Below are 14,465 nucleotides of genomic sequence, written 5' to 3'. Positions count from 1 at the left end.
TATCTATTCAGAAATATAGGTATTTTATGAATTAAGTAACTTTTTTATTGATAAAAGTAAGAAAAATAAGTGGATAAAATAAGTATTGGTATACTATGACAGTTTGTTTTAAAAAGCGCTTTAAAACTTTAAATAAAATTTGATGCCTGAAATCAAAAGATATTCGAAAAAATTATATTTTGCAAATTAGCATATGAAAAAATGTGGAAATTAATTATTTTATGAAGTTACGATAATTTCATGAAAACAAAAACGTAATAAATGAGTGATCTAGAGTGATTATAGTTATGAAAAATATCATAAAATATGTATTTAAACTATCATTAACTCTAAAAAATAATATAAAAAGACTTGTTTATTATTGAATTAACATTTATGCTAATATTATATTTTTGATTCGGAGATCAAAGACATGAAATTATTAAAAGGTAGTTTAAAACGTCGTCGCGAACAATTAGGAATTTCACAAGCTGATGTTGCAGAGGGTATTTGTCACCAGTCTTTACTGTCTCGAATAGAACGTACTGATGAAATTTCAAATATCACTGTCTTACAGCAACTCTGTGCACGCTTACAATTACGCGTTTCCAATGTTGCTAAAATTAACGAATTAACTGTCACACCGTTAACGGTAATCCGTTACTTTATTGATATTGGCCAATTTGAGCAGGCTGCAAATCGATTAGAAAGTTCAACATTACTACGTCGATTACCAGTCTTTGCGTTACCAGAATACAACCTATTGCGAGCCAGAATTGCGCTGTCTCAAAATCAAACCACGGTTGCAATGCAACTGTTGCAAATTGCGTTAGGTGATGCGGAAAAGCATCAAATGGAATTAATGATTGAAATATATACGGAAATGGGGGCAACATGGGCAAAGCAAGGTGAGTATGTCTATGCGTCAGAATATTTCGAACGTGCTTGCGGACTCATTAAAGGTTATCGACCGACAATGCGATCTGAGTTAGGAAAGGTCATTGCGCACACATACTATCATCAAAGTGAATTATATTTAACAATCAATGATCCAGAAAAAGCAAGAGATCGAATTACAAAAGCATTGGCAGTTTTACCAACAAATGAGCACTTTCATCAAATTGTTAAGTTACAAAAGCTACGCGTGAAATGTTGTGAACAGTTATCATTGTTAAAAGAAAAAGCTGAGGCAAAGATGCTTATTTATGCAGCCGCAGAATTTTCTAAAGATATTAACTTACAAGATGATGTAAAAAAGTATTTAGAAGAGTTAGAAACAAATTAATAAAACACCTATCAGAATAGTTTGCACATTTGATGCGTTAGCTATCTTGATAGGTGTTTTATGTTAGTAGCCTCGTTCATAATCGACCACATTATATGTCAATGGTTTATCTGTCAGAAAATCTGGTAGGTTTTTCATGAATACATGAAACAGAGATTCTGATTCACCAGCCCAGGTAGAATGCTGGGTTAATATTAGGTTATCTTGGTGCCATAATTCTGAATCTTTAGGAATAGGTTCTTGTTTAGTTACGTCTAGCGCAGCATGTTGAATACTGCCTTCATTAAGCTTATTTAATAGATCTTGTTCATTAACAGTAGAACCGCGACCAATATTTACAAATAGAAATAGATTTTTAAACAAATCTAGATGTTCTTTGTTAAAAAAGTTTTCGGTATCAGTTGTACCGGGTAAAGCATTAATTACAATAGCAATATTTTTAGGAATTTCTTGTAGATTATCAATTGCAAAAACATTTTCAAAACTGCCAACGGGATGACCGGTCGTATTTACACCATAGACAGTAGTACCAAAAGTATGTAGATATGCAGCAATTTGTTGACCAATACGTCCAGTTCCGAAGATGACAACCGGCAACTCCTGTAGGGTAAACTGTTGTTCAAATGGATGCCAATGATTTTGGGTTTGATAAACATGAAGACCACGAGCAAAATGGAAAATATAGCTTATAACACTTTGGGCGATTGGTACCGCTTTTTGACCGCTAGTGTTTGTTAATATAATTTGATGCTTCTTTAAATCATTAAGGGGCATAAAATCCACACCAGCTGAAAAAGATTGAATCCATTTTAACTGATGGTTAGGTGTTTCTAAAATTTTGTTAATGATTTTAGAACGCCAACCATAACTGATAACAATATCACTGTAATCATCAGGCGTAATATTTTCCGGTGTGACAACAGTGACATGATATTTTTCCAAAGTAGTTATATTTTCATCAGTCAGCGGTGAAAGTGCCAATAATTTCGTCGTCATATTAAATTCCTCCAAATAGGCTATTTTATTTCATTTTAAGCGAAATATCGGAAAACGTCCATTTAATAAATAGCGCCAAAATGGGAAAACATTAAAAATGTGTATCAATTGAAATAATAATGAAAATATTCACAAATAAATAATATTTTGATAAAAAATTATACAAAAAATTGCTTAATAAAGTGGTAAAAGGGTCATAAACTCTGTACAATAAATTGTATATGAGCACTTATTGCGCTTAAAACATATCTGTTGAGTAGGAGGTTAGTTGTATGAACTTGGTAGCAGGTCTTTCCATTTTGAACCTTGCAAGATTCCAGTTCGCAATGACAACAATTTTTCATTTTTTCTTTGTACCGTTGTCAATCGGGCTTGGTATTATTGTAGCGGTTATGGAAACTTTGTACGTTATAAAAAAGGATGACCAGTATAAACGAATGACAAAATTCTGGGGTAAGATTTTTATGCTCAGTTTTGCTGTTGGTGTTGTTACTGGAATTATTCAAGAATTCCAATTTGGTATGAATTGGTCTAGATATTCTCGTTATGTGGGTGATATTTTTGGCCCAGCATTGGCTGTTGAAGCCCTTGTAGCTTTCTTTTTAGAATCGACTTTCCTAGGGCTATGGTCATTTGGATGGGATCGTTTTAATAAAAAGTTACACCTATTGTTTATTTGGTTAACAACGTTGGGTTCTGCATTTTCAGCTCTTTGGATTTTAGCTGCAAATTCATTTATGCAAAATCCGGTTGGTTTCCAAGTAGATCACAAATTTAATCGAGCTGTTTTGGTAGATTTTCCGGCATTGCTACAGAATCATCAACTATGGTTGGAATTCCCACACGTAATTTTTGCCACATTTATGGCAGGATCATTTGTGGTAATGGGAGTTTCTGCATGGTCGCTATTGCGTAAACCACATCATGAAGTGAACTTCTTTAAGAAATCAGTTCAAGTGGCAGCAGTAGTGGCACTAATTGGTGTCGCAGGGCTAGCATATACAGGTGATCGTCACTCATTGTATCTACAAGAAGATCAACCAATGAAGTTTGCTGCGACAGAAGGTATTGATAAGAATGTTGGTGGTACCCATGAACAAGCACCATGGTCTGTTATTTCTTATACTGATCCAAAGACGCATGATGTGAAGTGGTCATTAGATATTCCTTATATGCTTTCAATTCTTGCACACCATTCATTAACTGGTGGTAGTCAAGGATGGCATGAACTTAACAAAGAGCTTCATGAGAAGTATGATGTAAAGTTTGGACATGACATGAATTATTACCTACCAAACAATACGATTTACTACAGTTTCCGAATCATGGCTGTTTCAGCTGGTGCATTTGGTTTATTAGCAGTTGTGGCTCTATGGTTCACTCGTAAGAAGTCTAAGGTTGATATTTCAAAGTACAAGTGGGCACTTTGGATATTTGGATTGGCGACCTATCTACCATTTCTTGCCATTACTTCAGGTTGGTTGATTACTGAGTTAGGTCGTGCACCATGGGTTGTTTACGGTGTGCTAACAATGGCTGATGCAGTATCGCCAAACGTATCTGCTGCATCATTACTAACATCAAATATTTTATATTTTGCAACTTTCGCTGTGTTAGGTTTGATTATGATTATGCTGTCACGTCGTGTGATGATTGCTGGTCCAGAATCAGTTGATGAACAAGCAACTGAAGAAAATGTGGATCCATTTTCACCAAGTGCCTTTGAAGCAGGAAAGGAGGCCTAGGTGATGACAGGATATCAAATTTTATGGTTTGTTTTGATTGCAGTACTATTTGCAGGTTTCTTTTTCCTTGAAGGATTTGATTTTGGAATCGGTATGTCATTAAAGACATTGGCCCAAAATGAAGAAGAAGAAGATGCATTGATTCGTTCAATTGGTCCTCATTGGGATGGTAATGAGGTATGGCTAATAACCGCTGGTGGGGCAATGTTTGCCGCCATGCCATTCTGGTATGCGTCACTATTCTCTGGTTTTTACCTTATTTTATTCGCAATATTGATTGGGTTGATCTATCGTGGTGTGTCATTTGAATTCCGCGAACAAATGCGGACTGCTAAATTCCGGAATTTGTGGACGACGATTTCATCAATCACTTCGATGTTAGTGCCTTTCTTGTTTGGTGTCTTATTTACTGACGTTGTTCAGGGGATGCCTTTGAATGCTAATGGTGATATGTCAGCTAATTTCTGGGATTACTTCAACATTTTCTCAATTGTTGGTGGTGTTGCTATGGGGTTGCTTTCATACGTCCATGGTCTAAATTATGCACGATTAAAAATTACGAATGGTTCACTACACGATCGTATTCAAAAACAATTAAAGGTATTATATCCTATCCTTTTGATTGGTGAGGTTGCTTTTGCAATTACTTTATTTGTCTTCACTGATTTCTTCACTAAAAAACCAGTAGTGACAATTATCATGTTAGCAGCTATTGTTGTCTTAACATTAATTGCGTGGACTGTGACACTAAAACGACAAAATACATGGGCATTTATTGCATTGGGATTAGTTATTATCCTAGTTGTTGCTCTGTTATTTACAGGGTTATTCCCACGTGTCATTGTTGGTAATGAGTCAAGCATGTCAATTCTATTAAAGAATGCAACTTCGACACCATATACGCTAAAATGGATGACGATAATTTCACTGACTGCTTTGCCAATCGTGTTGGCATATCAAATCTGGAGCTTTTACGTTTTCCGTGATCGTATCCGAGTTGAGAAGATTTCGTATTAATTATTTGTTGTCTTGAGTGATTAACAGGTCCAAAAAGGTTGGGACAATATTTGTCCCAACCTTTTTATACATATCTGATTTATTCTAGAAATGAAAGGAATTATTTTATGTTAGATAAACGTTTATTTAGCTTTGCTGGTGCAAAGAAGGCGCTAGGACTTCTTTGTCTCCTGACATTTATTCAATCTCTTGCCATTGTTGGCCAAGGGCGGGCGATTAGTATCGCATTAACTAAATTGTGGCAACATCATCCATTAAAGTCAGTTTTTTGGATTGTTTTAATATTTATTGGTGCGTATGTTTTACGTCAACTAATGGGAGTCTTTAAGGAATATGTTTTGGCACCATTCGCTGATAAAACAACTGGCATGTTGCAAAGTAAATTAACGCAACAATATGCTAAATTAGGACCAAGAGCAATTACTAGTTTAGGAACTGGAAAATCAGTAACTTTAGCAGTTGAAGGAATTGATCAAGTGCATGATTACTTTACACTAGTTTTGGTTAAACTTTTTGATATGATGATTATTCCATGGGTTATTTTGGCATATATTTTTACTATTAACTGGAAACAAGCTATTTTTCTATTTATGATTTATCCAGTGATTGTCTTATTCATGATTATCTTAGGCTATGCAGCTCAAGCAAAAGCAGATCGGGAATATGATACGTTTAATAGATTATCAAATCATTTCGTGGATTCGCTACGTGGTTTGACTACTTTGAAGCAACTTGGTCTAGCAAAACAGTATGCTAACAATATTTATGATGTTTCTGAAGAACATCGTAAGGCGACAATGAGTACGTTGAAAATTGCAATATTGTCGACGTTTGCTTTGGATTTTTTTACAACATTATCAATCGCTATCGTCGCTTTGTTTTTGGGGCTAGGGTTAATGAATGGGACAATGCCATTGTTACCGGCCTTGACGATATTAGTTTTGGCACCTGAGTATTTTTTGCCAATTCGAAACTTTGCTAATGATTATCATGCAACTCTCAATGGGAAAAATGCATTTGCTGATATTATGGACTTGCTCGACAAAAAGCTTGCTGATGACAAAAATATTTACCATAGTAAACAGCAACAATGGCAAAATGATGATACATTGCAACTACAAGGAGTTAATTACGAATACCCTGGTGCCACAGAACCAGCATTAAAAGATATTAATCTTTCGTTTAAAGGCCATCAGAGAGTTGCTATCGTTGGAACTTCAGGATCAGGTAAATCAACACTTTTGAATTTATTAGGTGGTTTTTTAATTGGAGACGGCGAGGTGCAATTGAACAAGCAAAAGATGCCACATCTTCAACAAAAAGATTGGCAAAATCAATTGCAAGTTCTACCACAAAGACCGTATATTTTTCACGATACGTTACGTGGTAATCTATCTTTTTATTCTCCTGAAAAAACAGATGCTGAGCTAATCAAAGCATTGCATACTGTCGGGCTGGGTGAATGGTATGACGGATTAGAGCAAGGATTAGACACGTTGATCGGCGAAGGTGCAATGAAAACGTCAGGCGGACAAGCACAACGAATTGGTTTGGCCAGAATTTTATTGGATCAGAATAGACGAGTGTTGTTGTTAGATGAACCAACGGCGCACTTAGATATCGAAACAGAGGTTCACTTGAAAGAAACAATGGTGCCATTATTTGAGCAAAGACTAGTGATTTTTGCCACACACCGTTTACACTGGTTGACCGAGATGGACTGGATCATTGTCATGCGTGACGGTGAAATTGTTGAGCAAGGAACCTTAACTGATTTAAAGGCCAATGACGGTTACTTTGTAAGTTTGCAATCAGCAATGCGAGGTGGCAAAAATGCATAAAATGTTAGAGTTAATTAAAAAAGATACATGGGTATTTCCTTATCTAAAGTCGTATAAAAAGTTACTAGTTTTAATTATTTTTTTGGGCTTTATGACGACCTTTTCTGGAGCAGCCTTAATGTTTACATCTGGATTCTTGATTTCTAGATCAGCACAAATTCCTGAAAATATTTTGATGGTTTATGTGCCTATTGTGCTAACGCGTGCGTTTGGAATTGGCCGACCAACTTTTCGGTATGCTGAACGACTAGTTTCACATAATTGGGTATTAAAGATAGTTTCAGTGTTTCGTCGACGTTTATATGAACTTGTTGAAGTTGGTACAAAGTCTGTTTATGCGAAGTCACAAACTGGAGAGGTCTTAAATGTTCTTGATAATGATTTATTTAAGATTGAAAATTTTTATTTGCGAACATTATTTCCAACGGTAATTGGCCTGGTAATTTATGTATTAATTGCTATTGGTGTGGGTATCTTTAATTGGGGATTTGCACTTGCCATATTATTGATATTGGGAATGACGGTCATTGTTGCACCGATGGTCACCTTAGCGGTTAATGGTGCACGAGACTTTAAACAGCAACAGCTGGAGGGACAGTTGTATACTGACTTAACTGATTCTGTGATGGGCTTACAAGATTGGATTTTGGCTGGCCGGACACAGGAATTATTTGATCGTCAACAAAGTGATTTTGATGCAATAAATAAAATTAAATCAAAGCAGTCACATTTTAATTGGTGGCGAGATATGTTTGGTGCATTGGTTATTGGGGCGACTGCAGTTATTTTGATGATTTTTGCCACACGTCAGTTTGGTAATGATAGCTTTGGTGTTAATTGGATTGCAGCTTTTGTGTTGGCAATTTTTCCAGCTGAAGATGCTTTAACAACCATTAGTACAGGTATTGGAGAATGGCCACGTTATCAAGATTCGATTCAAAGATTAAATCAGATGGATGCTCAGTCAAAACAAGAGTGGCAAAAAAGTAATGAACAATCAACGGGTTTGATAACTGAACCAGAAATTAAGTTTAATCAAGTTAATTTTGGTTATAATGGCAGTAGGTTAGTTTTGGAAAACTTAAATCTAACCATCAAAAATGGTCAAAAGCTAGCTATTTTGGGACAGTCTGGTGCTGGGAAAACAACATTGTTAAAGTTATTATTAGGTGATGAACAACCTGATAGTGGTGCAATTACAATTAATAACCATAATATTAGTTCATTGCAACAGCAGCGCTCAGATATTATTTCAGTATTGGATCAACAACCACATATATTTGCTAGTTCAGTAGCTAATAATCTACGATTAGGTAATTTAAAAGCTACTAATGAAGAACTATGGGCTGTTTTAAAACAAGTATCTTTGACAGATTTAGTTCGTAGTTTACCAGAAGGATTGGATACACCAATGACAGAGATGGGGAGTCGTTTCTCGGGTGGTGAACAACAACGATTTGCTTTAGCACGTGTTTTATTACAAGACACACCAATTGTCGTCCTTGATGAGCCAACAGTTGCGTTAGACCCAATTACAGAATTGACGGTACTAAAGACCATTTTTGAGACACTGTCTGATCGAACGATTATTTGGGTGACTCACCATTTAACTGGTATTGAGTTTGTTGATAATGTGATTTTTATTGAAGACAAAAAGATATCAATGCAAGGTACACCTGAACAATTGATGACAACAGAACCAAGATTTAAAAGATTACTACAAATGGATCATGGCAATTTAATTGATATATAAGAGGGTGATTTTCTGGTTAAGGCAAAGAAAAGGCATACGAAAAAAAAGAAAAATTTCATACAAACTTTCTTTGTTGAGAAAGGCCAATTACATAAAGGTCGCGTATTTTTATGTGTGGTTATTTTACTAAGTATTGGGTTTTGGCAAACAGATATACGTATACAACAAGCGAATAAAGAAAAAACAACAGAAGAGGTGTCTAAAGTGCCAGTTTCTCGAGAAGCATTCATAAAAAAAATTGCCCCTGAGGCCCAGAAACTTGAGAAACAATACGGTGTGTTAGCATCTATTAGTATTGCGCAAGCTGCTTTAGAGTCAAATTGGGGTCAATCTGAACTGTCAGCTAAGTACAATAATTTTTTTGGTGTGAAAGCCTCAGCTGGGCAACCAAGTGTGACACTTGCAACAAAAGAATTCGAAAATAATCAGTGGGTCACGATAAATGACTCCTTTCGAGTTTATAATAGTTGGCAAGAGTCGATGGCAAGTCACGCGAAATTACTAGTTAGTGGCACGTCAGATAACCCACAACGGTATGCAACAGTTATTAGAGCAACTGATTATAAAACAGCAGCGAATGGATTAGTGGCTGGGGGATATGCAACAGATCCGACATATGCTGATAAAATAATTCATATGATTGAAACTTATCACTTAAATAAGTATGATGATAAATAGAAATGGATGAAAAGGGTGAGAACATGAGTTATGAAATTTTACCAGGTGCAACAATTGGTATAATTGGTGAAGGCATTACTAGCCGTTACTTGGCACAAGCTGCTCATAATATGGGGTACCAAGTTGCGGCATATAGTAGTACTGCTGAATCAGTAGTGTTTAAAGATGCAGATTACCGTTTCTTAGGGGAGAAAGATAATGATGATGAAATTGAAAGTTTTGTCGCATTATCTGACATGATAACCTATACTTCAGCGTGGTTGCCAACACAAATTACGAATCAGTTGGCTAATCAAGTTGTGCCACAAGGAACAACAATATTAGATATTACCGATGATCATGCATTAGCCAAAGCTTTTTATGAAAGTGAATCATTAAATATATTGCCGTACGAAACAGGTAGTTCATTAGATGAAATTGCGCAAGCAGGTGCCAAGTTAGGTTACCCAATTATTGTAAAGCCTGTGTTTAAACACAAGCATATTGATGATCAAGTAATTTTGCGTGGGGATTGGGATCTTGGATTGGTAGCACCACTAATTGATGGTGGTACATTGTTGGTAGAACCGTGGCTTGAAAATACCCAATCATTTGTTATGACTGCCGTTCGAGGTTCACATGATGAGACAACATTGTATCCATTGCGACAGGTAGAAACTCCTGAACCAGGTCTAACAAGAGCATGGACAGTTGGGGATGTGTCGGATGAAATTGTTACAGAAATTAAAAAGGTAACTGAAAAATTAGGCCAAGCCCTTAATTATATTGGCGCTTATGATGTCACATTTTTAGTTTCGGAGAATGGTACGCTTTATTTACGTAATACGATTCCTGGGTTATCTAAGACAACTGTCCTGTATGATGTTTCTGTTAATATTGGTGTGACAATGCAACACTTAAGAGCAGTGACTGGTCAGCGGCTATCAGAAGTTATTTTTGAAGCGGCTGCTATCTATATGCCAATTGGTGATAAAGAAGAGGCTAAGCTATATAGACATTGGCAAATTCAGCCACACTGGCAAGTTTCAATTTACCACTTGCCAACTTTGTTACCACAAATTGGTCATGTATTAGCTGCGGGACCAAGTTCTGAACAATTATTAAATCAGTTACATGTTGCTGGAGTTTGGCAATTTAATGATTAATTAAAGAAAAACACTTGTTTTCGCAAGGCTTCAGTCTTTTGGAACAACGTTAAAGGGCTGGAACGTTTTGACGTTCCAGCCCTTTGTGTTTTTGTTAGAAAGAAATTTGCAACAATGTAATAAATACACTGGCAAATGATAGAATAAGCATGAAGATGACAAATCCTTGAATCACCTTTTGCATTGTTGATTTTTTCTTTTTCGTATTTTTTTGCATTATGGTACCTCTAACTTTTCATTTAGTCCATTGTATCAAAAAAATGGTATAACGTACCACAGAGCGAATAAATAAAGGTATAATAAATAGATTAATGAATTTAAGGAGGCAAGGATGCTGACATTATTTAATTGGCCAGTTACAGTTTTCATTGCTATAATTTTGCTAATTGTACTTTGGATTATCAAACAAGTGTTTTTTCAAAATAATTGGCCAAAGAATATAAAAGTTACAGATATTGCTGTTTTTTTTGCGTGGTGGAGCATTGCTGTGACGACGTTTGAGGTTTGGCATATCATAATGCTTGCGCCTATGCTGTTAATGTTTGTTGTTTGGGGTATTGCGTTGGCTTTATATCAAGGATTTATCCGTGAAAATTTTGAAACAAGACGATTTTGGCTTATTTGGTGGCGAATCAGTACACTTGGCAGTTATGTTGTTTTAATTGGTATTTCAGCCTTTGCCTACTTTATAACACGTACATAAAAATAAGGAGTAAATACATGGAAAAAATTAGTGGATATGTAAAAACATGGCAATCAGACAAAGGATTTGGCTTTATTGAGTTAAAGGGTGAAGATGATGTCTTTGTACATTTTTCTGCAATTCAAACGCCAAGAGTCCGTGATTTGACGGTTGGTCAAGAAGTTAAATTAGTTGTTGTTCAAGGAATTCGCGGTCCTCAGGCAGCAGCAGTTGAAGTTTTGAATTAATAATTGATTGGAGATCGATGACATGATAGATTTATCAGCAGATATGAATAAATTTAAGGAAACGGTCTTAAATGAGGAAGAAAAGTATAAAGGCCATATCATTCGGGCAACAGAACAGACAGTTGCATTACCTGATGGTCGCCACACAAAACGTGATATTGTCTATCATGCCGATGCAATTGCGATTCTAGCACTGACAGCAGATAATAAAATGATTCTAGAAAAACAATGGCGTGCTCCAGTACAAAAATTAACTTTGGAAGTGCCTGCTGGTAAAATTGATACGCGAGACCAAAAACCACTTGATGCAGTAAATCGGGAATTAAATGAAGAAACAAGATTACAAGCTCATCATGTGGAAAAAATAACGGGATTTTATACTTCAATTGGTTTTTCAGATGAGTACATGACGCTATATCTAGCAACTGATTTATCGTCTGTGACACATGAATTACCGCAAGATGATGATGAAAAGATCGACTTAATTTATGTTAGTTATGAAGAAGCCACTGTATTATTTGAGAATGGGCAATTAGAGGATGCTAAAACTAATATGGCATATCTTTATTGGCGTACTTTACAATAATAGGTGAATATAATGTTATTTAAAAAAAAGTCACAAGTAACAACTCGGCAGCAACGTTCGAAAGTTGTTGATGATTCCAAGTCGGTGGTAGAGGACGGTAATCACGAGACTAGTTCTGTCTCGCCCGAATTATTAACGCGTGAAGAACATCGGATTACCAGACATGGTCGTTATGAATTGGATTCACAAACACGTAAGCTGACAAAGAATGGTAAAACATCAAGATTGAAACATCGTTTAAATGTAACAATTATTGTTTTAATAGTGTTAATTATTATGACTTACCTAGTACTATTCTTTTTGTAATAGATGATTAAAATAAAGGAGAGTTTTTTTAATGCGATATGGTGTAATAAATGCAATGGCAGAGGAAAAGGCAGCATTGGTTGATGCAATGGTTGATGAAAAAAAGACAACCATTGCGGGAAAACTATTTCATCACGGGAAAATTGGTCATGTGGATGTTGTCGTTGTAGAATCCGGTATTGGAAAGGTTGCTTCTGCTTTGACCACGACGTTATTAATCACTAATTTTGGCGTTGATGCCGTAATAAATTCAGGATCTGCAGGTGCTTTGGGCACTGATTTAAGAATTGGAGATATTGTTATTGCTGATTATCTTGCGTATGCGGATGCAGATGCACGCGCTTTTGGATATGCATATGGGCAAGTACCACAACAGCCTGCTCGTTTTAAGGCGGATGCTGATTTATCAAATGATTTATCAGAGTCATACGGAAAGGTAACTGATGCTCGTTTGGTGCGCGGATTAGTCGTGACGAGTGATTCATTTATTGCAAGCAATGAGCAAAAGCAAACGATTTTAACACACTTTCCTGAAGCACAATCAGCAGAAATGGAAGGTGCTTCAATTGCTCAGGTGGCCAATTACTTTGATGTGCCGTTTGCAGTTGTGCGTGCCATTTCAGATAATGCTAATGGTGATGCAGGGATGACCTTTGACGACTTTATTGTTGAGGCAGGTCAACAATCGGCACAAGTTCTCATTAATTTTTTTGAGGCACAAGCTTAATCATAGTAGAGGGGGATATCAAAATGGCCTTTGAAACAACTGTTAAAGTTGCTGGAGATGATGTTGTCTACCAATTTAATCCACAATTAAAACAATATGCATTAGGCGATACTGGTTTTGTAAAGAATAATGCAGGTTCATATGTGATGAATCGTTCATTAGAACCAGAAAAAGGGTTAGATAATGCGATTAAGTTAAAAGTCGTTGTGAACAAACAACTGACGGGTATTAAAATAAAAACGGTTAATCCCAGTGGTAATGCGACAATAAATATTTTTAAGCACGAGTATCATGATGATTTAGTGTCATTGTATCGGTTTTATTTGGACGAGTTAGTTACGCGGGAAATCATAAAAAAAGTATAAGGTATTTTAAGAGCAGTTTGGCGAATGGACGTCAAACTGCTTTTTATAAATCCATAAGTAAAAAAAAGATATATAAATTAACTTTAATACTGTTACATTGTCGTAATCAATAAAGCTTTATTCCTAAAAATATAAAGTGTTAAAAAGAATTTAGTGATTTTGATAAAATTAATGTTCTTATTTAACCGGTTAATCATTATTTTAAGAAAGCTATTATGACGGTCATTTAGAGAGTTATAAGGTATGATGTTACAATTTAATTTCTAACAAAAAGTTTGTTTGTGATACATGTGTAACGCAATGTCGCAGCATTGTAACGAATAACAGTCTGAGCTTGGTAAACTATTACTTGTCGTTAAGAGTTCAGTTCCCAATGCAGTGATAATTCCTGTGTTGCAGAGGACTGGATAGATTAAATGCTATTATTGGCAAACATCAAGGAGAATTATTTACCATGAATAAGAAAGTACTTACTGCATTAACTGTCGCTGGTATTGCAACTGCTGCAATGGCCACTGATGTATCAGCTGATACATATACTGTTAAGTCAGGAGACACTCTATCATCAATCGCCGCAAACCATAACACCACAGTTGACCGTATTCTAAATGTTAACAAAATTGCAGACGCTAACATGATTTTTGTTGGTGAGCAATTTGAATTGGATGATCAAGCTGCTGCTTCAACACAATCTGTAACACCAGCATCTAGTGCGGTTGCTACACAACAGTCAGCAGCAACTTCAGTCGCTTCAGTCGCTCCAGCTGCAAGTCAAGCAACTTCTCAAGCTACTACATCATCTAGTGCAGCAACAACGACACAAACTTCAACAAGTGCAACTTCAGGATCAACATATGATCAATTTATTGCTGCTGGTGGAACTTCAGCATTGTGGACTTCAGTTGTAATGCCTGAATCAGGTGGAAATGTTAATGCATCAAATGGTCAATATCATGGATTAGGTCAAACTAATCAATCATGGGGCTACGGTTCTGTTGCATCACAAACACAAGGTATGTTGAACTATGCAACTTCACGTTACGGTTCAGTTGAAAATGCCATTGCATTCCGTGCAGCTAACGGTTGGTGGTAAACCGAGTGGGTTTAAACAA

The 14,465-nt window shown here is 36.0% G+C and carries 16 protein-coding genes; 14 read left to right on the top strand and 2 right to left on the bottom strand.

Going from position 1 to position 14,465, the window contains the following annotated elements:
• Positions 1–412: 412 nt before the first annotated feature.
• A complete protein-coding gene (locus tag ACQ4QH_RS06935) occupies positions 413–1,264 on the top strand; it encodes a helix-turn-helix domain-containing protein (protein ID WP_439818296.1) in 852 nt (283 codons plus the stop codon).
• A 63-nt stretch (positions 1,265–1,327) separates the two neighbouring features.
• Here ACQ4QH_RS06935 and ACQ4QH_RS06930 read toward each other — a convergent pair whose 3' ends face one another.
• Positions 1,328–2,260: an NAD(P)-dependent oxidoreductase gene (locus tag ACQ4QH_RS06930; protein ID WP_439818295.1), complete on the bottom strand. Its 933-nt coding sequence runs from the start codon at positions 2,258–2,260 to the stop codon at positions 1,328–1,330.
• Positions 2,261–2,532: 272 nt separating this feature from the next.
• Here ACQ4QH_RS06930 and ACQ4QH_RS06925 point away from each other — a divergent pair, with 272 nt between their 5' ends.
• The 6 genes from ACQ4QH_RS06925 (at position 2,533) to ACQ4QH_RS06900 (ending at position 10,439) form a co-directional block, all read left to right on the top strand.
• Positions 2,533–4,005, top strand: coding sequence for a cytochrome ubiquinol oxidase subunit I (locus ACQ4QH_RS06925; RefSeq protein WP_439818294.1), 1,473 nt, complete (start codon positions 2,533–2,535; stop codon positions 4,003–4,005).
• Positions 4,006–4,008: 3 nt separating this feature from the next.
• Entirely contained in the window at positions 4,009–5,022 is a 1,014-nt protein-coding gene (gene cydB, locus ACQ4QH_RS06920) for a cytochrome d ubiquinol oxidase subunit II (protein WP_439818293.1), read from the top strand.
• Between the two features lie 107 nt (positions 5,023–5,129).
• The gene (gene cydD, locus ACQ4QH_RS06915) at positions 5,130–6,863 is read left to right on the top strand and encodes a thiol reductant ABC exporter subunit CydD (protein ID WP_439818292.1); all 1,734 of its coding nucleotides are present in this window, start codon (positions 5,130–5,132) and stop codon (positions 6,861–6,863) included.
• Positions 6,856–8,616 (top strand): thiol reductant ABC exporter subunit CydC, encoded by a 1,761-nt coding sequence (cydC, locus tag ACQ4QH_RS06910; protein ID WP_439818291.1) that lies wholly within the window; start codon positions 6,856–6,858, stop codon positions 8,614–8,616. The genes cydD and cydC overlap by 8 nt, the downstream gene beginning before the upstream one ends.
• A gap of 204 nt (positions 8,617–8,820) precedes the next feature.
• The gene (locus tag ACQ4QH_RS06905; protein ID WP_439818290.1) at positions 8,821–9,294 is read left to right on the top strand and encodes a glycoside hydrolase family 73 protein; all 474 of its coding nucleotides are present in this window, start codon (positions 8,821–8,823) and stop codon (positions 9,292–9,294) included.
• Between the two features lie 23 nt (positions 9,295–9,317).
• The gene (locus ACQ4QH_RS06900; RefSeq protein WP_439818289.1) at positions 9,318–10,439 is read left to right on the top strand and encodes an ATP-grasp domain-containing protein; all 1,122 of its coding nucleotides are present in this window, start codon (positions 9,318–9,320) and stop codon (positions 10,437–10,439) included.
• A gap of 94 nt (positions 10,440–10,533) precedes the next feature.
• On the opposite strand, the gene ACQ4QH_RS06895 is transcribed toward ACQ4QH_RS06900, so the two are convergent.
• Positions 10,534–10,656, bottom strand: a complete 123-nt coding sequence (locus ACQ4QH_RS06895; protein ID WP_002828593.1) for a DUF4044 domain-containing protein — start codon at positions 10,654–10,656, stop codon at positions 10,534–10,536.
• A 114-nt stretch (positions 10,657–10,770) separates the two neighbouring features.
• Here ACQ4QH_RS06895 and ACQ4QH_RS06890 point away from each other — a divergent pair, with 114 nt between their 5' ends.
• The 7 genes from ACQ4QH_RS06890 (at position 10,771) to ACQ4QH_RS06860 (ending at position 14,446) form a co-directional block, all read left to right on the top strand.
• Positions 10,771–11,142, top strand: a complete 372-nt coding sequence (locus ACQ4QH_RS06890; protein ID WP_439818288.1) for a DUF3397 family protein — start codon at positions 10,771–10,773, stop codon at positions 11,140–11,142.
• 26 nt (positions 11,143–11,168) lie between these two features.
• Entirely contained in the window at positions 11,169–11,369 is a 201-nt protein-coding gene (locus ACQ4QH_RS06885) for a cold-shock protein (protein WP_436586059.1), read from the top strand.
• A 22-nt stretch (positions 11,370–11,391) separates the two neighbouring features.
• Positions 11,392–11,955: an NUDIX hydrolase gene (locus ACQ4QH_RS06880; RefSeq protein WP_439818287.1), complete on the top strand. Its 564-nt coding sequence runs from the start codon at positions 11,392–11,394 to the stop codon at positions 11,953–11,955.
• 12 nt (positions 11,956–11,967) lie between these two features.
• Complete coding sequence (locus ACQ4QH_RS06875; RefSeq protein WP_439818286.1) at positions 11,968–12,261, top strand: hypothetical protein; 294 nt, start codon at positions 11,968–11,970, stop codon at positions 12,259–12,261.
• A gap of 31 nt (positions 12,262–12,292) precedes the next feature.
• On the top strand, positions 12,293–12,988 hold the full coding sequence (locus tag ACQ4QH_RS06870) for a 5'-methylthioadenosine/adenosylhomocysteine nucleosidase (protein WP_439818285.1): 696 nt from the start codon (positions 12,293–12,295) through the stop codon (positions 12,986–12,988).
• A 23-nt stretch (positions 12,989–13,011) separates the two neighbouring features.
• The gene (locus ACQ4QH_RS06865) at positions 13,012–13,353 is read left to right on the top strand and encodes a cysteine desulfurase (RefSeq protein ID WP_439818284.1); all 342 of its coding nucleotides are present in this window, start codon (positions 13,012–13,014) and stop codon (positions 13,351–13,353) included.
• Between the two features lie 454 nt (positions 13,354–13,807).
• Positions 13,808–14,446 carry a LysM peptidoglycan-binding domain-containing protein gene (locus tag ACQ4QH_RS06860; RefSeq protein WP_439818283.1) on the top strand — a complete coding sequence of 213 codons (639 nt, stop codon included), beginning with the start codon at positions 13,808–13,810 and terminating at the stop codon, positions 14,444–14,446.
• The last annotated feature ends 19 nt before the right edge of the window (positions 14,447–14,465 follow it).

Source organism: Weissella paramesenteroides (assembly GCF_051903945.1).
Lineage (GTDB): Bacteria > Bacillota > Bacilli > Lactobacillales > Lactobacillaceae > Weissella > Weissella paramesenteroides_A.
This window is presented reverse-complemented; position numbering and strand designations above follow the sequence as displayed.

Bases quoted from the DNA above. Each gene is read 5' to 3' on its own strand.
- ACQ4QH_RS06890 (WP_439818288.1), top strand. From the start codon at position 10,771: ATGCTGACATTATTTAATTGGCCAGTTACAGTTTTCATTGCTATAATT.
- ACQ4QH_RS06935 (WP_439818296.1), top strand. From the start codon at position 413: ATGAAATTATTAAAAGGTAGTTTAAAACGTCGTCGCGAACAATTAGGA.
- ACQ4QH_RS06895 (WP_002828593.1), bottom strand. From the start codon at position 10,656: ATGCAAAAAAATACGAAAAAGAAAAAATCAACAATGCAAAAGGTGATT.
- cydD (WP_439818292.1), top strand. From the start codon at position 5,130: ATGTTAGATAAACGTTTATTTAGCTTTGCTGGTGCAAAGAAGGCGCTA.
- ACQ4QH_RS06900 (WP_439818289.1), top strand. From the start codon at position 9,318: ATGAGTTATGAAATTTTACCAGGTGCAACAATTGGTATAATTGGTGAA.
- ACQ4QH_RS06860 (WP_439818283.1), top strand. From the start codon at position 13,808: ATGAATAAGAAAGTACTTACTGCATTAACTGTCGCTGGTATTGCAACT.
- ACQ4QH_RS06870 (WP_439818285.1), top strand. From the start codon at position 12,293: ATGCGATATGGTGTAATAAATGCAATGGCAGAGGAAAAGGCAGCATTG.
- ACQ4QH_RS06925 (WP_439818294.1), top strand. From the start codon at position 2,533: ATGAACTTGGTAGCAGGTCTTTCCATTTTGAACCTTGCAAGATTCCAG.
- ACQ4QH_RS06875 (WP_439818286.1), top strand. From the start codon at position 11,968: ATGTTATTTAAAAAAAAGTCACAAGTAACAACTCGGCAGCAACGTTCG.
- cydB (WP_439818293.1), top strand. From the start codon at position 4,009: ATGACAGGATATCAAATTTTATGGTTTGTTTTGATTGCAGTACTATTT.
- ACQ4QH_RS06930 (WP_439818295.1), bottom strand. From the start codon at position 2,260: ATGACGACGAAATTATTGGCACTTTCACCGCTGACTGATGAAAATATA.
- cydC (WP_439818291.1), top strand. From the start codon at position 6,856: ATGCATAAAATGTTAGAGTTAATTAAAAAAGATACATGGGTATTTCCT.
- ACQ4QH_RS06865 (WP_439818284.1), top strand. From the start codon at position 13,012: ATGGCCTTTGAAACAACTGTTAAAGTTGCTGGAGATGATGTTGTCTAC.
- ACQ4QH_RS06880 (WP_439818287.1), top strand. From the start codon at position 11,392: ATGATAGATTTATCAGCAGATATGAATAAATTTAAGGAAACGGTCTTA.